Origin of the sequence: Anaerostipes sp. PC18, from assembly GCF_039789045.1 — a bacterium.
GTDB classification, from domain to species: Bacteria; Bacillota; Clostridia; order Lachnospirales; family Lachnospiraceae; genus Anaerostipes; species Anaerostipes hominis.
Map to the genome: position 1 here is coordinate 3,175,221 of NZ_CP121164.1, position 23,035 is coordinate 3,198,255.

General features: G+C 45.9%; 24 protein-coding genes and 2 pseudogenes. 2 read left to right on the plus strand and 24 right to left on the minus strand.

The features are described from left to right. Positions 1-12: 12 nt before the first annotated feature. Positions 13-1,056, plus strand: a complete 1,044-nt coding sequence (locus P8F77_RS17085; protein WP_148459919.1) for a ribonucleotide-diphosphate reductase subunit beta — start codon at positions 13-15, stop codon at positions 1,054-1,056. A gap of 81 nt (positions 1,057-1,137) precedes the next feature. Here P8F77_RS17085 and P8F77_RS17090 read toward each other — a convergent pair. The 13 genes and pseudogenes from P8F77_RS17090 to dnaX all read right to left on the minus strand — a co-directional run. Then, positions 1,138-1,329: pseudogene (locus P8F77_RS17090) on the minus strand (GyrI-like domain-containing protein); the annotation flags it as partial. Between the two features lie 84 nt (positions 1,330-1,413). Further along, positions 1,414-1,593, minus strand: a pseudogene (locus tag P8F77_RS17095) (hypothetical protein); the annotation flags it as partial. 128 nt (positions 1,594-1,721) lie between these two features. Continuing rightward, the gene (locus P8F77_RS17100; RefSeq protein WP_287519809.1) at positions 1,722-2,585 is read right to left on the minus strand and encodes a polysaccharide deacetylase family protein; all 864 of its coding nucleotides are present in this window, start codon (positions 2,583-2,585) and stop codon (positions 1,722-1,724) included. A gap of 1 nt (position 2,586) precedes the next feature. Then, the gene (ade, locus tag P8F77_RS17105) at positions 2,587-4,257 is read right to left on the minus strand and encodes an adenine deaminase (protein WP_330607072.1); all 1,671 of its coding nucleotides are present in this window, start codon (positions 4,255-4,257) and stop codon (positions 2,587-2,589) included. 9 nt (positions 4,258-4,266) lie between these two features. After that, on the minus strand, positions 4,267-5,457 hold the full coding sequence (gene metK / locus P8F77_RS17110; RefSeq protein ID WP_024729255.1) for a methionine adenosyltransferase: 1,191 nt from the start codon (positions 5,455-5,457) through the stop codon (positions 4,267-4,269). An 82-nt stretch (positions 5,458-5,539) separates the two neighbouring features. Continuing rightward, the gene (locus P8F77_RS17115) at positions 5,540-6,178 is read right to left on the minus strand and encodes a hypothetical protein (RefSeq protein WP_024729254.1); all 639 of its coding nucleotides are present in this window, start codon (positions 6,176-6,178) and stop codon (positions 5,540-5,542) included. Between the two features lie 18 nt (positions 6,179-6,196). Then, on the minus strand, positions 6,197-7,492 hold the full coding sequence (locus tag P8F77_RS17120; RefSeq protein WP_024729253.1) for a UDP-N-acetylglucosamine 1-carboxyvinyltransferase: 1,296 nt from the start codon (positions 7,490-7,492) through the stop codon (positions 6,197-6,199). Between the two features lie 182 nt (positions 7,493-7,674). After that, positions 7,675-8,184, minus strand: a complete 510-nt coding sequence (locus P8F77_RS17125) for a shikimate kinase (RefSeq protein WP_024729252.1) — start codon at positions 8,182-8,184, stop codon at positions 7,675-7,677. Next, on the minus strand, positions 8,162-8,761 hold the full coding sequence (locus P8F77_RS17130) for a flavin reductase family protein (protein ID WP_024729251.1): 600 nt from the start codon (positions 8,759-8,761) through the stop codon (positions 8,162-8,164). The genes P8F77_RS17125 and P8F77_RS17130 overlap by 23 nt, the downstream gene beginning before the upstream one ends. 4 nt (positions 8,762-8,765) lie before the next feature. Next, positions 8,766-9,182 (minus strand): HIT family protein, encoded by a 417-nt coding sequence (locus tag P8F77_RS17135; protein ID WP_024729250.1) that lies wholly within the window; start codon positions 9,180-9,182, stop codon positions 8,766-8,768. Positions 9,183-10,004: 822 nt separating this feature from the next. Continuing rightward, a complete protein-coding gene (gene recR / locus P8F77_RS17140) occupies positions 10,005-10,601 on the minus strand; it encodes a recombination mediator RecR (protein WP_024729249.1) in 597 nt (198 codons plus the stop codon). Between the two features lie 15 nt (positions 10,602-10,616). Beyond that, the gene (locus tag P8F77_RS17145) at positions 10,617-10,970 is read right to left on the minus strand and encodes a YbaB/EbfC family nucleoid-associated protein (RefSeq protein ID WP_024729248.1); all 354 of its coding nucleotides are present in this window, start codon (positions 10,968-10,970) and stop codon (positions 10,617-10,619) included. Between the two features lie 29 nt (positions 10,971-10,999). Continuing rightward, complete coding sequence (dnaX, locus tag P8F77_RS17150; protein WP_024729247.1) at positions 11,000-12,598, minus strand: DNA polymerase III subunit gamma/tau; 1,599 nt, start codon at positions 12,596-12,598, stop codon at positions 11,000-11,002. Positions 12,599-12,764: 166 nt separating this feature from the next. Here dnaX and P8F77_RS17155 point away from each other — a divergent pair, with 166 nt between their 5' ends. Beyond that, on the plus strand, positions 12,765-13,445 hold the full coding sequence (locus P8F77_RS17155) for a HAMP domain-containing sensor histidine kinase (RefSeq protein ID WP_024729246.1): 681 nt from the start codon (positions 12,765-12,767) through the stop codon (positions 13,443-13,445). Here P8F77_RS17155 and P8F77_RS17160 read toward each other — a convergent pair. The 11 genes from P8F77_RS17160 to P8F77_RS17210 are packed head-to-tail and all read right to left on the minus strand — an operon-like array spanning position 13,411 to position 23,017. Then, positions 13,411-14,340, minus strand: a complete 930-nt coding sequence (locus P8F77_RS17160) for a rhomboid family intramembrane serine protease (RefSeq protein WP_024729245.1) — start codon at positions 14,338-14,340, stop codon at positions 13,411-13,413. The two genes, P8F77_RS17155 and P8F77_RS17160, sit on opposite strands and share 35 nt — an antisense overlap. 40 nt (positions 14,341-14,380) lie before the next feature. Beyond that, positions 14,381-15,535 (minus strand): DUF6382 domain-containing protein, encoded by a 1,155-nt coding sequence (locus P8F77_RS17165; RefSeq protein WP_024729244.1) that lies wholly within the window; start codon positions 15,533-15,535, stop codon positions 14,381-14,383. Next, entirely contained in the window at positions 15,528-15,926 is a 399-nt protein-coding gene (locus P8F77_RS17170) for a hypothetical protein (RefSeq protein WP_347256208.1), read from the minus strand. Before P8F77_RS17170 ends, P8F77_RS17165 begins: the two co-directional genes overlap by 8 nt. Continuing rightward, entirely contained in the window at positions 15,914-16,765 is an 852-nt protein-coding gene (locus P8F77_RS17175; RefSeq protein ID WP_024729242.1) for a pilus assembly protein TadE, read from the minus strand. The genes P8F77_RS17170 and P8F77_RS17175 overlap by 13 nt, the downstream gene beginning before the upstream one ends. A 27-nt stretch (positions 16,766-16,792) precedes the next feature. Continuing rightward, on the minus strand, positions 16,793-18,253 hold the full coding sequence (locus P8F77_RS17180; RefSeq protein ID WP_024729241.1) for a DUF5702 domain-containing protein: 1,461 nt from the start codon (positions 18,251-18,253) through the stop codon (positions 16,793-16,795). Next, positions 18,250-18,411, minus strand: coding sequence for a Flp1 family type IVb pilin (locus P8F77_RS17185; RefSeq protein WP_081723925.1), 162 nt, complete (start codon positions 18,409-18,411; stop codon positions 18,250-18,252). Before P8F77_RS17185 ends, P8F77_RS17180 begins: the two co-directional genes overlap by 4 nt. A gap of 15 nt (positions 18,412-18,426) precedes the next feature. After that, positions 18,427-19,728, minus strand: a complete 1,302-nt coding sequence (locus P8F77_RS17190; RefSeq protein ID WP_024729240.1) for a type II secretion system F family protein — start codon at positions 19,726-19,728, stop codon at positions 18,427-18,429. A 2-nt stretch (positions 19,729-19,730) separates the two neighbouring features. Then, entirely contained in the window at positions 19,731-20,510 is a 780-nt protein-coding gene (locus P8F77_RS17195) for a type II secretion system F family protein (protein ID WP_024729239.1), read from the minus strand. Further along, positions 20,455-21,687, minus strand: coding sequence for a CpaF family protein (locus P8F77_RS17200; protein ID WP_024729238.1), 1,233 nt, complete (start codon positions 21,685-21,687; stop codon positions 20,455-20,457). The genes P8F77_RS17195 and P8F77_RS17200 overlap by 56 nt, the downstream gene beginning before the upstream one ends. Next, on the minus strand, positions 21,666-22,523 hold the full coding sequence (locus P8F77_RS17205; RefSeq protein ID WP_024729237.1) for a hypothetical protein: 858 nt from the start codon (positions 22,521-22,523) through the stop codon (positions 21,666-21,668). Before P8F77_RS17205 ends, P8F77_RS17200 begins: the two co-directional genes overlap by 22 nt. After that, positions 22,520-23,017, minus strand: a complete 498-nt coding sequence (locus tag P8F77_RS17210; protein WP_024729236.1) for a prepilin peptidase — start codon at positions 23,015-23,017, stop codon at positions 22,520-22,522. Before P8F77_RS17210 ends, P8F77_RS17205 begins: the two co-directional genes overlap by 4 nt. Between the last annotated feature and the right edge of the window lie 18 nt (positions 23,018-23,035).

The following is a 23,035-nucleotide window of genomic DNA, read 5'->3' on the forward strand; positions in this document are numbered from 1 at the left end:
GAGAGAGAATCAATGACAGAACTTACAAAAAAACCTCTGTTTAATCCTTACGGTGACACGGATGTCCGAAAGCGCAGGATGATCAACGGAAATACAACAAACCTGAATGATTTTAATAATATGAAATACCCCTGGGTCAGCATCTGGTACCGCCAGGCTATGAATAATTTCTGGATACCTGAAGAGATCAATCTGGGGACAGACATCAAAGATTATAAGCAGCTTGCGGGGCCTGAGCGCCGGGCATATGATAAGATCCTTTCTTTTCTTATCTTCCTGGACAGCATCCAGACGGCAAACCTTCCGAATATCAGTGAATATATCACGGCCAATGAGGTCAATCTGTGCCTGTCGATCCAGGCATTCCAGGAGGCAGTCCACAGCCAGAGTTACAGCTATATGCTGGATACGATCTGCGAGCCTCAGGAAAGAAATGATATCCTGTATCAGTGGAAAGACGATCCTCATCTGCTGGAGAGAAATCAATTCATCGGTGACCTCTATAATGATTTTCAGACCAATAAAAATGCAGAAACTTTCGTAAAAACACTTGTTGCCAACTACATCTTAGAAGGCATTTACTTCTACAGCGGATTTATGTTTTTTTATAATCTCGGAAGAAATCACCGTATGCCGGGTTCTGTACAGGAAATCCGGTATATCAACAGGGACGAAAATACTCATTTGTGGCTGTTTAAAAATATTCTGCTGGAATTAAAAAAAGAAGAGCCCTCCCTGTTCAATGCTGACTGTATCAATGACTATCGCCGGATGATCAAAAAGGGTTGTGAACAGGAGATACGCTGGGGACACTATGTAATCGGCGATGAGATCCAGGGGCTTAAAAAGGAAATGGTGCAGGAATATATCAGGTACCTGGGAAATCTGAGATGCCAAAATCTCGGCTTTGAACCCATTTATCCCGGTAATGAAACTGAACCGGAGTCCATGTCCTGGGTCGGACAGTTCTCCAACGCCAACATGATTAAAACAGACTTTTTTGAGGCAAAAAGCACTGCGTATGCAAAAAGTACCGCCTTAATAGATGATCTGTAAGAATGCAGATCCGGCAGTCATTATGGCTGCCGGATCTTTGATTTACCGTTTACTCATTTTTCTTTTTTACCGGAACCCAAACTCATATCCTGAGTTTGGCAGCCATTCGGTTCCAATCCTCTTTTCCAGCTGCTGGATCGATTCCGGCATGGTACCTTCGCCTTCAAAAATTGCCCAGGTCGCAGCCGATCCGTCTTCAGCGGCTTTTGTCCACAGTCCCGGCACCATTTGAAAGTTTTTTTCCACATCCTTATGCATCGGCGCAGACGGCCCCTTTTGTCTCAATTCTGTTTTTCCGGCGATACCGTCTGCAATCAATTTTCCTAGCTTTTTCATATCATTTCCCAGTTCACAGTCCCCCTTGTTATCACAGAAAAAACTTTCCACGAGAATCGCCGGCGGTTTTGTTCCGTTCAGAAAATAGAGGTGGTCATCTTTTTTCGCTCCCCTGTCTCTGAATACTCCGGCCAGCTTTTTCTGAACTCTCTGTGCATACGAAAAGAGGAGCAAGCCCACTTCAACGCCCCAACCCCTCACTCTTTGAGGGGCTTGACAACTTTGCGTGCCAGATGCGATTTGCCGCAGGCAAATAATTTCCTTTGTTCAGACAATAGTTCTGCAGTCAATCACTTACCCGGGTGAGTGAATCACTGATTCTATGTAAACTATTTTTTATACCTGTTGATCTGGTTTGCACTAATGACCACATCGCCCTTGCCGACCTTTATTCCCTTGGCTTCCAGGAGCTCAGATACCGTGCACACTTCAAATCCCTTTGCCTTCAGCTGAGGAAGAACTTTTTCCACTGCCGCCACCGAAGGTTTATGGATATCATGCATCAATACGATGTCTCCGTCCTTGGCCTGCTTTAAAATCGTGTTGACCGTGGCATTTGTATTCAGTGTCTTCCAATCCAGCGTATCGATGCTCCATAAAATCAGAGGAGCATCAACATTGGCTTTCACCGTGTCATTGATAGCACCGTAAGGAGGTCTAAGCTGTCCCACATCTGCTCCTGTCACCTTGGAGATGGCAGCATTCATCTTCTGCATCTGCAGCCGGACTCCGGAAGTCCCGATCTTTGTGAGCTGAGGATGATTCCATGAATGTCCTGCCACTTCATTTCCTGAATCCATGACTTCCTTTACCAGTTCCGGATACAGGTTGGCATTCTGTCCCAGCATAAAAAATGTTGCTCTCGCATCATTTTTGTCTAAAGCCTTGACAATCCTGTCCGTATTCTCTCTGGCCGGACCGTCATCAAAAGAAAATGCGATCAGCTTCTTCGTTTTATCAATTTTTCTCGGAACATAGAGCGACTCCTTTAATTCGTCTCCTGTTCCTTTGTCCATGACACCTTCATTGGCCTTCGCGGTCATTTCTCCAATCCCGTCATTTACACTTGTGTATTTTGTCTTTCCGGAACGGACAAACCAGATACTCCCGGCTATGACTACAGCCAGTAAAAGAATCCATCCGGCAATACCGGCTTTGTTCCATTTCCTTCTTGTTCTCCTTCTTCTGCTCATTCTACTCACCTTTTTCCTTTATCATCTGAAAGTTTTTTACATCCACCAGTCCTTTATCTGTCAGGCGTAGTTCCGGTATCACCGGCAGCGCCATAAATGACAATGTTATAAAAGGATCACAGTCCTCTGATATGCCCATTTCCCTGGCTCTCCGTACCATGGCATCCAGCCGGTTCTGTATCTCTTTTGCAGGCCGCGTACTCATGAGTCCGGCAATCGGAAGCGGAAGTCTCAGAATATCTTCCCCGCCCTGCACCAGAGCATAGCCTCCCTGCATCTCTTGTATGATCTCCACAGCTTTCATAATGTCTCTGTCATTATCTCCCGCTGCGATAATATTGTGTGAGTCATGGGCAACAGATGTAGCAACTGCTCCATTTGTGATCCCATACCCTTTCAGCGGAGCGGCCTTAATATTCCCTGTACCTCTGTGCCGCTCAAACACACACAGCTTTGAGTATGTGGAATCGGGACAAAAAAGACCATTTTTAGCAGGCACCTCTTCTTTTAGGTACCTTGTCGTGATCTGTCCGGGCACCAGCCCGATCACCGGCACTTTTCCTTCTGTGTGCAGTTTCAGCTGTTCCTCAGTAAACGGTTTCAGATTCACTGTGTGCAGCATTCCCCTGTAATTCGTTTCATGTTCCGCCCTGTGTTCCAACCACCATCCGGAAGGAAGACCCTTTTTATAGACTTCAAGAACATTCATATTCTCCAGAGAATCTAAGACTGCGATGTCTGCATCAAATCCCTTTTCCAGGCATCCGACGCTGGCAAGGCCATATGTCCGCGCCGTATTCCAGGTGCCCATGGCCACTGCTTCCTCCGGTTTCAGTCCCAGCCGGATGCTTTTCTTTATATTATAACTGATATGACCTTCGTGCTCGATTGTATCCAGATGTTTATCATCTGTACAGAAAAGAAATCCTTCCGTGTCAAGGCCCTTCTTCACGATTCCTGAAACGATCGCCTCCACATTTCTTGCCGCACTTCCTTCCCGGATGAGAATCTTCATGCCGGCTCTCCGCTTTTCTTCTGCCTCTTCAAAGGAGGTACACTCATGGTCCGTCATGACCCCAGCCTGTATATATTGATACAAATCGGTTCCTGAGAGTCCGGGAGCATGTCCATCGATCACTTTTCCCCTGCAGAGAGCGATCTTATCCATAATCTCCTTTCTTCCTGCAAGAACATCCGGATAACACATGACCTCTCCCAGGCCGAGCACTCTCGGATGTTCAATCCACGCCTCTATATCTTTAGACGTGAAATCCGCCCCATTAGTTTCAAATGGTGTAGAAGGAATGGAGGACGGGAGCATCACATAGACGGAAACCGGCAGATCCTCTGATGCATCCAGAAGATATTTCATAGCTTCATTTCCCCTGACATTGACCATCTCATGAGGATCGGCGATTACCGTCGTAGTCCCATGGGGCAGCACTGCATCTGCAAATGAAGCCGGCGATGCCATGCTGGACTCAATATGGACATGGGCGTCTATGAATCCCGGACAGAGCACCTTTCCGCTGCAGTCCACTACTCTTTCTCCGTCAAGACTGCCGATCTCTGCGATCACTCCCCCTGACACAGCCAGGTCTGCCCTGTAACTTGTCTTTGTCTTTACATCTACAATGGTTCCGTTTTTAAACACAAGGTCGTATGACATCATCCTATCCTCTTATTTGGCCTGTTCTCTCAGCATCTCTGCCTTATCCAGGCGTTCCCACGGCAGATCCAGGTCATTTCTTCCGAAATGTCCGTAGTTGGACGTCTGACGGTAGATCGGCCTTCTCAGATCCAGCATCTTGATGATGCCTGCCGGTCTCAGATCAAAGTTTTTCCTGATCAGTTCCACGAGATCTTCGCTGGATATTTTTCCGGTGCCGAACGTATCCACATTGATGGAAGTCGGATGTGCAACACCGATCGCATAAGACAGCTGGATCTCACATTTGTCAGCCAGTCCGGAAGCTACGATATTCTTTGCCACATAGCGCGCAGCGTAAGCAGCCGAACGGTCTACCTTGGTACAGTCCTTGCCTGAAAAAGCTCCGCCGCCGTGCCGTGCATATCCGCCGTAGGTATCTACGATGATTTTTCTTCCCGTGAGTCCCGCGTCACCCTGCGGCCCCCCGATGACAAAACGTCCTGTCGGATTGATGAAAAATTTTGTTTGATCATCCACCATTTCTTTCGGAAGAACCTTATCAAAGATCTCTCTTTTCACATCTTCGTGAATCTGCTCCTGATCCACTTCCGGATCATGCTGTGCAGATAAGACTACAGCTTCCAGACGGAAAGGATTTCCGTTTTCATCATATTCCACACTGACCTGTGTCTTTCCGTCCGGCCTTAGATAAGGAAGAACCCCGTCTTTACGTACCTGCGTAAGTCTCTTGGACAGCTTATGAGCAAGAGAGATCGGATAGGGCATATATTCCTCCGTCTCATTTGTAGCAAATCCAAACATCATGCCCTGGTCACCTGCTCCGATGGCATCCAGTTCCTCATCGGACATATCGGATTCCTTTGCCTCCAGGGCCTTGTCCACACCAAGGGCAATATCTTTGGACTGTTCATCGATGGCCGTGATGACACCGCAGGTACTCGCGTCAAATCCATATTTGGCTCTCGTATATCCGATATCCGTCAAAGTCTGTCTTACTATTTTCTGGATATCCACATAGGCATTGGTTGTGATCTCGCCCATGACCATAACGAGTCCCGTTGTGGTACAAGTCTCACATGCTACCCTGCTCATCGGGTCTTGTTTTAACAGTTCATCTAAAATAGCATCTGAAATCTGGTCACAGACTTTGTCCGGATGTCCTTCAGTCACGGATTCTGATGTAAATAATATTTTTTCCATTATGTGCTCCTTTCGCTCTGCTGAACAGCAACTATATATATCGAAAAAGGCCCGAACTGATCGGACCTGCTTCAATCTAAAATCATAAATTCGGCATGATATTTACATTCCTGCTGCGGATGACTTCCACTTCCTTCACCTGCCCTGCGGCAACTTTAGATACGCGGATTGCCCCGCCCGGAAAATAATAACAATGCCCGCACTTTACTTCTTCCTTTTCCAGATCGATGCCCTTGAGTACTGCTTCCCCTATGGACTCTCCTTTGTATTCCTCCGGAATGTTCACATGGACCAGCTCATTTACTTTGGCAATCTTCTGGTTTGGCAGAAATACTGTCTTGTCAATGTCCTCAAAACGGTCCAGAAAATACTTTCTTATAATAAAGAGGACCGCGATTGAAAAAATACAGAGCAGATTTTCCACCGGACTGGTATGCTGCGCAATCATCTGTCTTGCAATCGCAAACATCAGCACTTCTACCAGTGTTGACGCAGTATGCTTGCAAAGCATCTTGATGAATTCCACGCAGATCACAAGATTAAATGCATTGAGTACAAACTGATAGACAGCATTGGAATCCGGATTGGATGATAAAATAGTGATCAGATCTTTGATCATCCAGATCCCGCCGCCGATAACCGCTATGGCAATCAGCGCAGATAAATAAAATTCTATCCACTTGGATATTTTAAAAACTTCATTCTTCAGGTATTGTCGCATCGGCAATTCCCCCTTTATCTATACAATACGAAGTTTAAATCTGGCGATTTCTTTCTCGCTGTTTACCAGCTGGATATCTCCGCCAAGATTTTGAATTTTCTTTTCAAAACCTTCATAGCCCCGGTAGATATATCCGATATCGCTGACCGTAGTATAACCGTCGGCCGCAAGGCCTGCAATGACCAGCGCTGCCCCTGCACGCAGATCGGGTGCTGAGACATCTGCCCCGGTAAACAATTTGACTCCGGTAATGATGGCCGTTCTGCCGTCCACCTGGATACGGGCACCCATCTTTGTCAGTTCATCTACATACCGGAAACGGTTTTCAAAAATGCTCTCTGAAACGATGCTAGTTCCGTTGGACAGAGCCAGTGACACTGCCATCTGAGGCTGCATATCCGTCGGAAACCCTGGATACGGGAGAGTTTTGATCTGGGTGGAATCGAGCCTTTTTGTCGCTACAACTCTGACCGCATCGTCAAACTCATCTACCTGCGCACCGATCTCCTCCAGCTTCGCGCTGATGGCTTCCAGATGCTTTGGAATAACATTTTTGATCGTAATATCACCCTTTGTAGCCACGGCCGCAGTCATGAATGTCCCCGCCTCAATCTGGTCCGGGATAATGGAGTATTCACAATTTCCAAGCTTTTCTACGCCTTTGATCTTGATCACATCAGTGCCGGCTCCGCGTATGCTGGCTCCCATGCTGTTCAAAAAATTGGCTACATCAACTACATGCGGTTCTTTTGCCACATTTTCAATGGTTGTATTTCCCTTTGCCAAAGCCGCTGCCATCATGACGTTAATAGTCGCACCGACAGATACCACATCCATATAAATGTGACAGCCGATCAACTCATCGGCAGTCGCTGTGATCATGCCGTTTTCAATCTCAATCGTGGCTCCCAGCGCCTTAAATCCTTTAATATGCTGGTCAATCGGACGGCTTCCGATCTCACATCCGCCCGGCAGGGCTACTCTGGCCCTTTTATACTTCCCGAGAAGAGCCCCGATCAGATAATAAGAAGCCCTGATCTTCCGGATATACTCGTTATCCACATCGCAGTCCACATTCATTCCGCTTCCGCTGATAACTACTTCATGTTTCCCTAATCTATTAACTGTGGCTCCAATGCCTTCCATGGCCTGGAGCAGAACATTTGTATCCCTGACATCGGGCATATTCTCAATAGTACACGTCCCGTCTGTCATAACTGCTGCTGCTAAAATGGGCAGTGCAGCATTCTTCGCACCTCCAATGACAACTTCCCCTACCAGTGGGTTTCCGCCTTTAATGATATATTGTTCCATCATACACCTCTATATAAAACTCTATTCAATCAATCGAATCATTCATTCTCTATCAATACTCTATCCATTCTTCTGAAAAATAAGCGTATCTTTTTCATACATAACCCTTGGACAGGCAATCAAAGCCTTCATAAGTCCAAAAGTTCCATGCCGCTTACTCGCATATTTATCAGTATATCACACTACATTAAGTTTTCCAACACTTTTTCTAAGGCTTCCCCGATCTTTAAATCATCGGCATCTACCGTGATGTCTGCATATTTTTCATAGAGAGGTATTCTTTCATGGTATAAGTCACTGAGTGTCTGCCCGTTATCCAGCACCACACCCCTTGCCGCAAGGTCCCCGAGGCGTTGGGCAACCGTCTCATAATCGAGCTTCAGATAGATGACTGTACCAATATTTTTAAAATGTTCCATCGCTTTGGGGCTGTAAATGGCGCTTCCCCCCGGTGCAATCACAGAGTTTTCTGCTTCGACAGATGCGTTGACCTCCTCCTCGATCTTTTTAAATGCTTCGTTTCCTTCCTGGCTGATAATATCTCTTAAAAGCTTTCCGGTCTTCTGCTGGATCACCAGATCCGTATCGATAAACTCGGCTCCCAATGCCTTGGCGAGCAGAACTCCGATGGTGCTCTTGCCGGCCCCGGGCATCCCGATTAAAATATAGTTATTTCCTTTTTGGCTTGTCATTTCTTTTCTTCCTTTTTTTCTTCTTTACGGAGTATCCAAAACTTCCGATCTGTCTGCCCGTCTCAAAATATCCTCCATGTGAATAGATCAGAGGATTGGTCTTTTCGAGGGCAAACCGTCCGTTTTCTTCCATATAAGTATCATCTGCGAGAATGTTTACAACTCTGGCCGTAAACATATGGTGGGAGCCCAAAGGATTGATCTTTTCTACCCGGCATTCGATGTTCACGGGGCTCTCCTTGATATACGGCGCATATGAGAGTGTACCGTGTTCCCTCGTGAGTCCCGTCTCTTTAAACTTATCCAGGTCCCTTCCGGAGCGCACGCCGCAGAAGTCTGTCGCTTTGGCAAGTTCTGCCGTGGTAAGGTTGATGACAAACTCACCGCTCTTTTCAATCATATGGTAGGAATGTCTCTGGGGTCTCAGTGAAATATAGGTCATCGGCGGATTTGTACAGATCGTACCCGTCCATGCCACAGTAATGATATTGTCAGGCTCGCCCTCTGCGCCGCAGCTTACCATCACTGCCGGCAGGGGATATATCATATTGCCCGGTTTCCAGGATATCTTTGACATGCCCTTACATTTCCTTCCGTATGGCTTCCCTGAGCTGTTCCATCTCTCCGTCTTCATAGCTCAGTTCTTTCCATCCTATATTCACGGTATCATCCTCGAATCTCGGGATGATATGCATATGAAAATGGAAGACAGTCTGACCAGCCACAGTTCCATTGTTTTGTAAAATGTTCATTCCGTCGCAGCCAAGAACCGACTTTAAAGCCCTCGCAGTCATAGCTGCAAGTTCAAACAGTTCTCCGGCTGTGGCCGTATCTATATCGTAAATATTATCATAGTGTTCTTTCGGCAATATGAGTACATGCCCCTTGTTGGCCGGAGCGATATCCATGATCACCTTAAATTTTGAATTTTCATAAATGGTTGTTGACGGAATCTCTCCGCTGATTATCCTGCAAAATATACAATCCTGTTTTTTCATGATCTTCATCTCCTTTGGTAAGTATTGTATCTTATTTATAGGCCTTTTTCAAGAATCCAAAAATGAAGTGTGAAATTATTACTATAATATTCGCTTAACTAAAAAAGGTGAGTCTCTGCGACTCACCTTTTAGATTATTTAATTGTTATTGATCGGAGGCTTCTCTTCGATCCGCCCTATTTCATACATGCCATACACAACTTCTGTATTCCCTTCAATCTCTCAATCAATCCGAACTCTGAGTCTCTGCGACTCAAACATCAAACTTCTTGATCTTTCATTTCTTTTATTTCCGTTCTCTTCTATATACGTCTGATTCTTCGTATGACGTTCTACCTGTCCTGTCTCTCCGACCTGTGTATAAAATCTATACTGGACATATTTATTCTATATTCTGAAGGCTCACTGTATGAAATTTATTACTCTCTGTATATAGAATGTCTTCTATGTCTTTCGACATAATATCCAAACAATATCGCCTCCCATCGATTCTTTCTAGGTATCCGTTCCCTTGTTCCTCTTTATGTTATTATTATAAAAAATGGGTTTTATATTGTCAAGCAATTTCAATATGTATACAGTGTTTTTTTGTTTTCTCATTATTTTTTTCAAAAGATTCTGATAATTTAACCTCTTTTTTTAATTTATCCACAGTTTCTTCACGGTTTGGTCACAATTATCCAGTAGAATAAGAAATGTAAAGTAGTTAAACATTTTTAAATACTTTCAAATCCTACCCCTCTTGAGGATGAAAATCCTCTCCTTATTGTTTTAAAGTTACTTACAGAAAAAGAGCAGCCTGCCCGGCTGCTCTTTTTCATTTCATAATTCAGTTCTTCCCTCCAGTGCCCGAAGAAGGGTAACCTCATCAATATATTCCAAATCTCCGCCCACCGGAACTCCGCTGGCAATTTTGCTGACTTTGATGCCTGTCGGCTTCACAAGCTTGCTTATATACATTGCCGTGGTCTCTCCTTCCAGGCTTGAGTTGGTAGCAATGATCAGCTCTTTCACATCCCCCTGAAGTCTGGCCATCAATTCTTTCAGCCGGATATCTGAAGGTCCGATTCCAAGCATCGGAGATATTGCTCCGTGCAGGACATGGTAAATGCCCTCGTATTTTCCTGTTTTCTCATAGGCCATCAGATCCCTGGTACTCTCCACCACCATAATAGTACTGTGATCACGCTTGCTGCTGGAACAGATCGGACAGATGTCCTGATCCGTCAGGGTACAGCACTCTCTGCAGTAGTGGACATTTTCCTTTGCATCCAGGATGCTCTCAGACAAATGCTTCACCTGGTCAAGCGGCATATTTATAATGTGGAAAGCAAGCCTCCCGGCCGACTTGGGGCCGATTCCGGGAAGCTTCCCCAATTCTTCAATCAACTTCGTGATCTGGCTGCTGTAATAATCCATATCCGCTATCCATCCTTAGAAAGGAAATCCGCCTCCCATGCCTCCTCCGAGACCTCCGGTGATTTTCCCCATTTTGCTCTGTGAATCTTCTTCCATCTTGCGAAGCGCTTCATTGGCGGCTGCCACGATCAGGTCCTCCAGCATCTCAATATCATCCGGATCAACCACTTCCTCATCCAGACTTACGGATACCACTTCCTTTTTGCCTGAAACAACAACCTTTACAACTCCGCCTCCGGCTGTGGCTTCATATTCAGTCTCTTCTAATTGTTTTGTGGTTTCTTCCATCTGCTTCTGCATCTTCTGCGCCTGTTTCATCAAGTTGTTCATATTTCCGCCCATACCCGGAAATCCGCCTCTTTTTGCCATTTTAAATACCTCCTGAAATAAAATTCTTTTTACTCTTCTATTGTCACATCCATGTGGATACAATCCAGATTAATGGTGTCTTCGTTTTTCTCAGACTCCAGTTCACCGATCTCTATCTTTACCTGGAACCCTGATCTCTTCGCCAGTTCTGCTTCCAGTGCCTCTATCTTTTCGGGATGTCTCTGAAAGTAATCCTTCCCCATGTTCATGCTGCCTTCCGGTTTGAACATAAGTCTCAGAACTTCTGTCGATTCATCCGCAGTCAGGATTCCCTTCGAAAGGAGATTCTTTATCATCGGCGGCTGTGCAAGCTTCACCTGCTTCCAGTGCTTAATGATCTCCTTGAGTTCCTGGGCTCTGGCTTTCGGAAGCCTCTCTTCCAGTATTTGCTCCGGCGTCTTTGCCGGCTCCTCAGGCTGCTGAACGGGTTCTTCTGAGGCAGTCTCAGGTGCCAGGGAGATTCCCCGGGATTTTATCTGTTCAAGCGAATCTTCCAGCATGCGCATTCGCTCGAGCACACTGGAGAGGTCGGTCTCCATCTGCGGCCGGCACATCTTGATTAATGCCACCTCGGCCAGCACTCTTTTTGATGTGGCAAACCGGATCTGGTTCAGCAGATCCGACAGTATGCGGATATACCGGATCACAGTCTCTTCTTCCACCTGTGCTGCTTTTTTCTGCATCAGGCTGAGCTGCTCCGCAGAAACTTCCAGAGCCTCCATGGACGCATCACCTTTGCCTGCCAGCAGAAGATTTCTCAAATACCAGATGAAATCTGTGATGAACTGGGAAAGTTCTCTTCCCTGCTCCACAACCTTTCCGACGATCCCGATGACTTCCGTCACGTCATTTACAAGAATGCTGTCCAGAAGTCTTTCATATACACTGATATCTACTGTCCCTAAAACTTCAAGCACATTTTCATAGGTCAGTTTTTTCCCAAGATAAAATGCAATACATTGGTCCAAAAGACTCAGCGCATCACGCATGGAACCGTCCGCCATCCTGGCCACATATCTCAGCGCTTTTTCTTCCGCCTCCACGTGTTCTTCCAACATCAGTTCCATGAGCCGGTCAGCAATAATATCTGCTGTGATCCGGTGAAAATCATATCTCTGGCATCGGGAAAGGATCGTTATGGGTATCTTGTGTACCTCTGTAGTAGCCAGAATAAAGATCACATATTCCGGCGGCTCTTCCAAAGTCTTTAACAGGGCATTAAATGCCCCCATGGAAAGCATATGCACCTCGTCGATAATAAACACTTTATATTTTCCTGAAGCCGGAGAATACTGCACCTGTTCTTTGATATCGCGGATATTGTCAACACCGTTGTTTGACGCCGCGTCAATCTCCATCACATTCATAGAACTGCCTTCCTGGATTTCCCTGCAGCTTTCGCAGACCCCGCACGGATTTCCGTCCTCCGGGTGCTCACAGTTTACTGCTTTTGCAAGCAGCTTTGCAACCGACGTCTTTCCGGTCCCCCTGGTTCCGCAGAACAGATAGGCATGGCCGATACGCCCGGCTTCCAGCTGGTTCTTCAGCGTCGTGACGATATGATCCTGCCCCTTGACCTCATCAAAGGCCGACGGCCGGAACTTTCGGTATAAAGCCATATATGACATATTCTTTCCTCCTGCATCATTTCCTTATTGTATCATAACCTCTGAAAATGGAAAAGGAAAAAAATCGTCGAACTTTTGCCCCTGTTTACCGTTGCCTTTTACACGATCTCCCATATAAACTTATAGTTGCCGATGTATAAAATTTGTAATAGAAAGAAGCGTGAATATGAAGAATCAAAATGAATTGACAACATTTTCTCATGAATTAAAAAACTCTCTGACTTTAATTTACAGCCAGCTTCAGTACATAGAGCAGACACACCCGGAGCTCTTAAAGGACATTTACTGGTCCGGAATGAAAGCTGATTTTTCCTCTGTCTTTGACATGGTCCGCCAAATGCTCTCCCCTGTATCCGATGCCTCAGCCGCACTGGAGCCCGTGGACTTAAAAGCCCTCCTGGAAGAGATCAGGTGTTCATGGAATTCCAGGCTAAACGAGTGTAAAATCCGCTTTTCTGTCCAGACAGAGGATTTCTCCCCCTATTATGTCAAGGGCGCCAAGACTAAATTCCTTCAAATCTTCAACAACTTAATCTCTAATGGTGTCAACGCAATCAGCAGAAAAAAAGAGGCCTCAAGAGAGCCTCTGATTTCTGTCCATTTAAGCCGGGAAGGCGATTATATTGTCTGCAGTCTTTCTGACACCGGAATCGGCATGACAAAAGAACAGCAGTCCCGCGCCTTTTACCGCGGCGTCTCTTTTGTGCCCAAAGGAAACGGCATTGGCCTATCCGTAGTCAGTGAGATTGCCAGGGAATTGGACATCTCTATCCATATGGATTCGGCCTTAAATCAGGGCACCACCTTCACCCTTATTTTCCCCTGTCTCGCCGATACAGCAAGATAGCCAAAAGGAATCCCCCGATGCAGCCCCCAATATGGGCTGCATTGTCAACTCCCATGGTAGAGAAGCCGTGATACAGGCTTCCCGCGATCATAAGTGCGACTCCTCCTCCGTAAAATTCTTTTTGATAACCCCGGTTTTTGATCAAGATCCAAAGCATCGCACCAATGAGTCCGAAAATAGCTCCCGATGCCCCGACAGATGCCACCATTTCTCCTATATTCATATAGTATACAGCGGAGGCGATGCTTCCGCATAACCCGGCTCCCATGTATAAAACCACATATCTGGCCCTGCCGAAGCTCCGTTCCAGTCTGCTTCCAATCAAAACAAAGACGATCATATTGTTAAACAGATGATCAAATCCATTGTGCAGAAAGTTGCTGGTAACCAAACGGTAAAGCTCCCCCTGTTTGAATGCATGCATCCATGTAAGCGCTCCCCAATTAAGGATCTCTGTGCTGGCCGCCGACCACAGATACATGAAAATATTGATCATCAATATAACAGCCGTAGCCCGGTAATCTTTCAGTTTTCTGAAACGGAACTCCTCTGACGGAGCCGATAACCGGCCCTTGCTGTCTGAAGCTGAAAGTATCATGCAGACAGGATCATATAATTCTTCAAAAGACCTGTCAGGGTCCGTCCATATGGATCCGCCCTGTTCTGAAAGAATCAATACAAGAATCGATGCCTTCGGCCCAATATACTGCTTCAGTTCCTCATTCAATGAGCCCGTTTCCTCTGCAGTATAAAGGCTTCCGTCCGGTTTATGCTCGTAAGCAATAAACACTCCTTTTTTTCTACTAAGCTCTTCTTTTACATAACATGGGCCCAAAGGAGTCATTTCTTTTTGATATCCTCTGATATTTAGCAAGTTTAATATTCTCTGATACATGACATTTCCTCCAATAGAAGCCTTTTCAACTTTATTGGAATTATATCATAAATTCAAATTGTTCTGTACCTGCTTTTATCACATCTCCGCTCTTTAGTTCCGTTTCCTTCCACACTCTTTCACCATTCAAAAATGTTCCGTTTCTCGATCCCAGATCCCTGAGTATGTATCCCCCATTCTCTGTCAATATCTGAAAGTGCCTCCGGCTTACTCCGGGCTGGGGCAGATAGAGATCAACTGCTTCTTCCTGCCTCCCTGCAGTGAACTCAGCGCTGTTTAATTCTATTTCCGTATGTTCCTCTCCCGAAGGCTTTAAAACAGGTCCTTTATCCCGGACTAAAAGCACGGTTTCATCACACATCATCACGGTCTCATCCGCAGGCTGTTTCTCATCTTCTTTCGGCTTCACTCTGATTTTTCTGCTGTTTTTTACTTCTGCCCACAGGCATCCTGTGTTTAGCATAATCAGAAACCCTGCGATCACAATCCCTCTGAGATTCGAATAGGTCATTCCCTCATTCCATGCTCTGACCGCAAAATATGCGGCAGAGAAAAGAAGCGGAATATACAGCATGGCAGAACAGACCTGCATCCTGCCTCTTTTATCTTTCTTGCTCTCAAAAGGTTCATCTTTTATGAATTCTTCTGTTCCCGGAAACTCCTTTGCCCGCTCAATCAATACCGGTTCAGGATTCATAAATTGTTTCAGCCCTTCCAGGGAGACTGGGGATTTTCTCAGCCTGTTATGCAGTTCGTAAAAAAAAGTGACCTGGCTCCGGCTTCCATAATCCAGCTGATCAATACAGGACTGTACAAACTCCATGAGCTGCTCTGTGATGTCTGATCCGTTTCCCGGCACATAGCAGAGAGCCGGCTTCCCGCCGAAAACATACACATGCCTCGGTGTCAGAATAAATTGATCCGGATTCAGCAGGTGATCCTCCGCTTCTTCTATCGTCGTGATCAGATCCATAAAAAATTTTCCCGCATCCAGCTTTCCAATCTGGTCAATATATAAATCAGATGAAACAAGATGAAAATAATATGCCTCTTCATTTTCCGTCCTCCGAAGTTCACAGGGAAGGATCCCCGCGATCATATTTGACAGAAGGACCTGCTCTTCATAAACTTCCCCGCCTGTTTTAGGCACAACATAGTAATGATCAAACCCTTCCCGGACCCACTGTTCATTCAATCAAGCTCCACCTCCTGATCTTTTCTGTCTCTTTTGGAAGCATAAATTCCTGCTGTTCCGTAATCTTAAACAGTCGCAGCCCAAAGAATTCCACACTTCCCGCCACCGGCACTCCAATTTCAGCCTGTACTTTGATCTTTCTCTTTTCCTTTGTCTCAGATACGCTGAATGAACTGATCCGCCCCATCATGATCTTTCTTTCCAGATCCCGCCTCAAATCTGTTCCATATTTTTGCTTCTCCGAATACAATCCTGCTTCTTTTACAGTACCAGATACAATACCCAGATCCATAATATAAAAGAAAAACGAAAACAGAAGTACAAGTAAAAAACAGATAACAGGTACGATAAGGCTCGCCTCTAATGTCATATATCCATCTATTTCCCGCATCTTTCGCATGGCTTCATCCCCTCTGCCTCACTTTTCTTTTTCTTACTGACTGTTCTTTTTAAGCCGCTGCATCCTAAGTCCGTGTGATAAGCGTCTCCCTCTTTCGCAATAAATAAAATGGATATATCCCCTTTATGGTATTTTGTGCAGCGTTCACATTCCCGGTATCTGGTCTTTCCGTCTCTGTACTTCTGCACATCCGAATCAGAAACAATGGACAGTGAAAGATGCGTACAGTTTATGTCTTTGTGGTATACACTCTCATAGGGCGTTATATATACTTCCCCGCTGCCAGCTCCTCTCTGTCCCTCAGCATATCCGGTCATAGCTTTTTGTCTGATCTTCTGCTCATAGTCTCCTGTAAACGGCGGAAGAAAAGGAAGACGGTACACAATTCGGTAGCGCGCCCTGATCTCATAGATTTCGCGGTCTTCCTGAAACCGCGAGTCTGTAAACAAAATACCCTGTGCACCTCCCGCAAGTGAGGAGCTATTCAGCCTTTTTTGATCCACAGCAGTCAGAAACTTCTGTTTCAGCAGCACGGTCCTCATTGAAGAGATGTTCTTTTTGGCCAGCATATACTCATATACCGCTTCCTCCTTTGCAGCCTCTGTAACTCCGTGATATACCTGACCGTGAATCCACAGGTTTTCCCCGACCGAGGCCAGCGCCAGGAATAAAAATACAAAAACCGGGATCAGAAGGCTGGCTTCCAGCGTCATGCTCCCACCGGAGGAGGAGAGCAGAGATGTCCCTTTGGATCGTCTGTATTCAATTGATATTTTTAAATTGTTGGCTGTTGGCTTGGAGAAATGTTTTCTTTTACAATCCAAGAACATCTCTGCTCCCCTCCTCCCGTTTAGACATTAATATTGTGATATTTCTTTCATTGGCCATTGATACCGTCCCATGACCGGAAGATTGATTCCCCCGAATCTGAACGGATTCAGACTCATGTTTGTCTCTGCTTCAAAGGAAACGTAACAATCCTTCAGAGAGAACCCGGGGACTTTCCTCTTTATATTGTCCTCGATCACATCCATCATCCGCAGATATTTTTCCTGTTTTTCAGTCTGGAGGAATAATAATACCTGAAGATAATCTTTATAAGACAGTCCTTTCTTTACAGACTTTCTTCTGCCGGTAAGTGAGGAAAGACCCGCAAATTCCATCTGCCATGTGTCTTTGGATTTCCACAGAGGCACCTGTTTTCCTTCCGAAAGATTCCTCAGATCAAGAATTGATTCTCCATAGGCCAGCGCTGCCAGAAGCAGATGCTTTGCCAGCTTGACAACAGGTACGAGCCCGGTAATTCCGAGGATCGAGACCGCAAGTGCCTCTGCCTGCCCCTGTTTTACAGTATCTCCCTGAACATAGATCAAGTTTGGCAGGAATCTCATCAAGAGAATCTTAGAAAACACCGAACCAAGATTTTCTTTTTCCGACTCCTTTCCGGCAATCAGATATTCTGTTTCATACTGCAGGCCCTTCTTCTTTTCTTTTGATGTATAGTTCCTGAAATATTTTACCCCGTAGGCTGTCCCCATAAGTTCTGTTTTTATCCCCGGTGAAGATGCATACTGTCCCCGGCCTTTTAATGACTGACTTACTGATTCCGCCTGATAGAAATCAGGATTCTTTTCCTTCTTCGTGTCCCTGTGTCCGTAGACGATCGGTACATTTTGTTCGGATACTTCCGCCTCTTTTCCCAGTACAACAGTCACCGTGCCCTCCCGCAAAATCTTGACCAGCCCTTTCCTCGGATCTTTTGATCTCACCGGCGTTTTTGTTTCCGTCTTTTTTCCTGTCTCCTCCGCTTCTTCCTCCTCTTTGGCTTCTCTGTCTGCCTCATTGATGACTTCTCTTGCCCGGGAGGCATCGTCTTCTTTCGGCATCTTAAACACGTTATCCGTCAACAGCCTGATGCCGTCTTTCCCAAGGTCGTATTTCATGAATTCTGCGATCTGTTCTCTCAGGATCTCACCTCTTCTGTCTGCCAGCGAAACTTTATGAGAGGTTCTCACAGAGCCAGGATAAAAAGAAAACGGATCCCTGCTCTCTGTCAGATTGTATTTCAATGCCTCCGCAAGTTTCTCGTCCAGCTGTTTTCCATACCGCACATCCAATCCGAACAGATGATATTGCTGCTCCAGCTCTTTTTGATAATTTCCTCTGGCACCTGCGAGGGCCGCCATGTAAGCTCCCTGGGCCTTCCCTTTTCCCAGATAGAGATAAGCTCCTTCCAGACACATGCTAAGCAGCAGTAAAACTACGAGAAACATAAGACTTGCATATACAGTCACACTCCCCCTCGTATTTGTTTTCATTGAACCTGACCCGTCTTGGATGTGATCGTTTTGAAAATGTTCTGTACCACTTTCTTGATCTGAGTTTGAAAAATAATGACAAGCCCTATGAGAACGACGATGATCAAAATCACTTCTACCACACCCATTCCTCTTTCATCTTTCATAAACTCCTTCATAGCAAACTCTCCTTTCTACGAAAATGATAAAAATGCAGGCACCATCAGCAGGGTGAGAATAACGATCAGCATAAGGATCATCGGCATCAGCAGCTTAGTGCTGGCCTCCTCCCCTTTTCGCCGGGCCGTTTCCTTCCGCTCTGAAAACGCCGCTGTCTCTTCCTCCTCAAGTCTGCTTAAAAGATCCCTTGTTCCTCTGAGCAGACTCTGGGAAAGCAGGACCGACAGCTTTTTATAGCATGGCAGCTGAATGCTGCTTCCAAGTTCACTGAGAGCCTGCGTCTGGGACATCCCGAGAGCGATCTTTCTATCTGCCTCCTGAAACTGCCGGTAAACAAACTTGGGGTGATCCCCGTCATAAGAAGATCCGATGGAATGGACTGCTCCCTGAACCGTCATTCCGGCTCCCAGGAGCAAAACAAACCGGCTGATAATCATAGGATACTCCTCCATCGTCTCTTTCATTGAATTAGCCTTCTTCTGCTTCTGTCTTTCTTCCTCTGTGTACCACAGGAGCCCGAGACAGAGGATACCCATTGCAGCCAGTATCGGGAGACGGCTTTTCCCCTTGTCCGCCTCTGTAATCTCACTGCCGTTTATACTTGACGGAATACGAAATGTTTCTTTCCCTGCATTTTCTTTTTCAATTTGTTCTAATTCCTTTTTAATTCCGGCAATTTTTGATCCCTTTTTGCCGGCCTGTCCGGGAACCAGGCGGACCGGTGTCATGATTATTTCTCTGCGCTCTCCGTATGAGAGAGACGCTCTCACTTTTATGATCACAGGATTTTTTAAATCTCCGTTAAATACATTGCCTGCCTCATCGATCAGACTCAGATCCCCTGTATCCCAGCTGACTTTTATCTGACTTCCCGGAATCTGCCCTGGGAAATCAAGCGGGCTTTTCACTTCATTTAAAGACGGATTGTCACCTTTCATATGTTTTTCCAGATAGCTTTTTGCCTTCTGAAAGGCTTCCCTTTCTTCTTTTTTGGTATATGCCTTCGGATGAATGGTCAGATCATAGGACTCTTTTTCTTTGCCTGTATCAATATTTAGTTCCTGGTTCAGTTCTTCTCCGTCTTTATCCCTGTGGATGACAATATCTTTTCTTCCCAGCCATTCTGCCCCTGCCGCTAAAAAGATGACCCCAACAAATATAAAGGCTGCGAGAAATACCCTCCTCCACTGTTCGAAAAGTGAACGCCAAACCTCTTTCTCCTGTTCCTCCCTGCTGCCGCAGAAGTAGCTGCGGATGCACTCCCTCCTGTTCCTGACAGCTGTTTCCGGCAGATGACGGACCCATTTTTCTATCAATGTTACACCTCGATTTCCACAATCCTTTTTGCCCACATTCCTGCAGTGACTAAAACAATCAGACAAACCGTCGACAATATCACGCCTCCCGGCGAGTCATACAGAACCTGAAAATATCCCGGGTTCATGAGACGCACATACAAAAGGACAAAAAACGGCATCACAGACATGATTTTCTGTTCCATCCTTTTGGAAGACACCATCGTAAGGATTTCTTCTTTCACCTGTATCTTCTGGTTCATATGCTCCACCGACTTTTTAATGATCTGGATCAGATTCCCTCCGTTTCTCTTAATTATCCACAGCACCTGTGCAAACTGCACTGCTTCATCCACACCAAGCCTTAAAGCCATCTTGTCCATCAACACTTCGATAGGCTGATTCACCTCCAGTCCCGCGCACACCAGAGAGAGTTCCTGTTCCAGCACACTTTTCTTATCTCCATTGACTGTTTTCAAATCATCTCTTGCGGCCCTCACAGCGTTTTCCAGGGAGTATCCCGCGCTCAGACTGTTATAGACGGAGAGCAGCATCTCTTTGAATTCCAGCCTGGCCTGTCTGATCCGCAGCTTTCTCTCCTCTCTGGCCTGGTACAGCATATATGGGAAGCAAAACACGGCATAGAGGAGCCCGAGCCAGATCCGGTCATAAAAGAGATAGCATACTATAAAAAACAAAATCATTCCCTGTGCCGCTTTGAACGCAGCCTTTCGTATATCAAACACTTCAAGGATGTTTACCTCCTTGATTCTGCTGAGATAATAGTTCTTTATAAGCCTCATACTGACCATACTCCCTAAGTTTTTTCGTATTGTTAAGTGATCCGGCAAAACAGAGCCCTTTTTCCTGATCATACGTAAACAGTTTTGCAAGCTTCACCTGACCGTTGTGAATTCCAAGAATCTCATCGATCTCCATCAGCTTTCTGCTGCCGTCTCTGACTCTGCCGAGATGAATGATAATATCAATGGCAGATGCGATCTGTCCCCTTATGGCTGAGACCGGCATATCTACTCCCATGAGAACCATTGTTTCCAGGCGCCTGAGCATATCTTCCGGGCCGTTTGAGTGTCCCGTCGAAATGGAGCCGTCATGTCCAGTGTTCATGGCATTCAGCATCGACAAAGCTTCCTCACCGCGCACTTCCCCCACGATGATCCGGTCGGGTCTTGACCTGAGCGCTGCCTTAATCAGCTGTGCAATCGTAATCTGGTTCTCCCCGGCAATATTAGCATTTCTCATCTCCAGACGAACCAGGTTTTCAATACCATTGAGTTTAAGTTCGGCCGAGTCCTCTATCGTGATGATCCGTTCATCTTTTGGAATACAGTTTGACATTCCGTTCAGCAATGTTGTCTTTCCGCTTCCGGTGCCTCCTGAAATAAAAATGTTATATCTGGCCTTCACAAGTATCTCAAGAAACTGCTCCGTAAAATGCGTAAAGGCTCCTTTTCCCCTCAGCCATTCCATCGTCATAGGTTCCCCCGCAAACTTTCTGATCGTCATAGCGGCACCGTTTAAGGAGACCGGCGGCAGCATTACATTCACCCTTGAACCGTCGGGGAGCCTGGCATCCACTATGGGATTCGTCTCATTGACGATACGGTTGGCCCCTGCCACGATCTGCTGGATCACCTGATACAGCTTCTCTTCGGAAGAAAACTTCTTATGACATCTCCTGAGCTTTCCGCCGATCTCAACAAATACATTTTCATATCCGTTGATCATGATCTCCGTGATCGAAGTATCGTCCAGCAGCTCCTGGAGAATATCAAGTCTGCGCAGAGAGTTATAAACCTCTTTCAGCAGTTCGAACTTGTACTTCAGCGGCAGATACCCTTCTTCCGACATCCGCTGCAGTTCTTCTTCTATCAGTTCCAGGAGCTGTCTGTCGCTTATATCGCAGATGAGGTCAGCCCTCTGAAGAACTCTTTCTTTTAATATTTCTCTGCAGGACATCTCGTCCTGTCTGCTCGGTTCTGTGTCTTTGATAAATATACCTCCTTCCAGTGCAGTGTTGAAAGTACAGGGTGCTGTTTTGAAAGCTCTTTAAACCCCAAAAACCGGGAATCCTCTATATCTTCTTCCCAAACAGGAAGATACAGACAGTCACACAATGAGAACAGTTCAAAATCATAAATACAGGCGGTACTCATATCTAATACGGCGGATATGCCTGCTTCCCCCAGCTGCTGAAAAAACCATCGGTAATCTTCCCCGGACATGTCCTTATAGTCCAGAAAACATCGGGCAGAGTCTATCCTTTGGACTCCGTCAGTGCCGGCGGTCAGACTGTATGCATAATCAATGATGCCCTCTCTCCTGGCCTTTACCGCAAACAAAAGGTCCTCCATGCTCCTGTTATAAACGGCATAACCAAAGGACTCCATGCCTAAAAACAATGCATTGAGTTTTTCGGCGGTCTCAAGTGCAAATCCGGTCCGCTTCAGATTATCGGAAGGAGAGTAGACACCCGTGACACCGCCTGAACTCAGACCTTTCGGCCTGAAAGCTGCATAGGCCTCCTTCACGATCTCCTTTGCACTTCCATACCGGCATGCCTCCTGTGTGGAATCTTTCTTTAAGTAATAAACCGGTACTTTACTATCGATCTGTGTTCCCTCCTCAAGAATTAAACCTTTCACATCCTGACTGCCGGTAAATTCTGTGAGTGCTTCTAAAGAAGCAAACGCCGCCGCTGTGAGAGGATACTCTTTCTGCCGGTTGATATACTCCATCAGCCGTTTTCCATAAACAGCGTCTTCATCATAGATGCCGATAAAAATATGGCTCATAGGCACTCCTTCCATGCACACAGCATCAGATACCCGATCATCACTGCCGTGGTAAAATGAATTTGATTTTTCTCTTTCTGAGGGGAATAAGATGGATACGTCATAAACTTTCTTTCATGGATACAGCGGAGCAGATAGAAATAGAAACAGACAAGACGCGGAATCAGACTTCTGTCAGATAACATCTGAAACAGAGAAAGAACACCTCCGGCTGCAAATGATACCGCCACAAGATATATGTTTAATCCGCCGAGGAACAGTCCTGTGACAGCAAAGAGCTTGATATCTCCCGCACCAAGGACACCCATGCAAAACAGCGGATATAAAAAAACAGCAGGGCACAGACACCCCAGCAGGACTTCCTGTATGCCATAGCCGCGAAACGGCAGGAGCAAAGCTCCAAGAATCAGTCCAAACAAAATAAAATAATTCGGTATCCGGAATGTGGTGAAATCCCATATAACCGCGGCTGTGAGATAAAATAATAATACCATAGGCCTCCCTCCTATGGT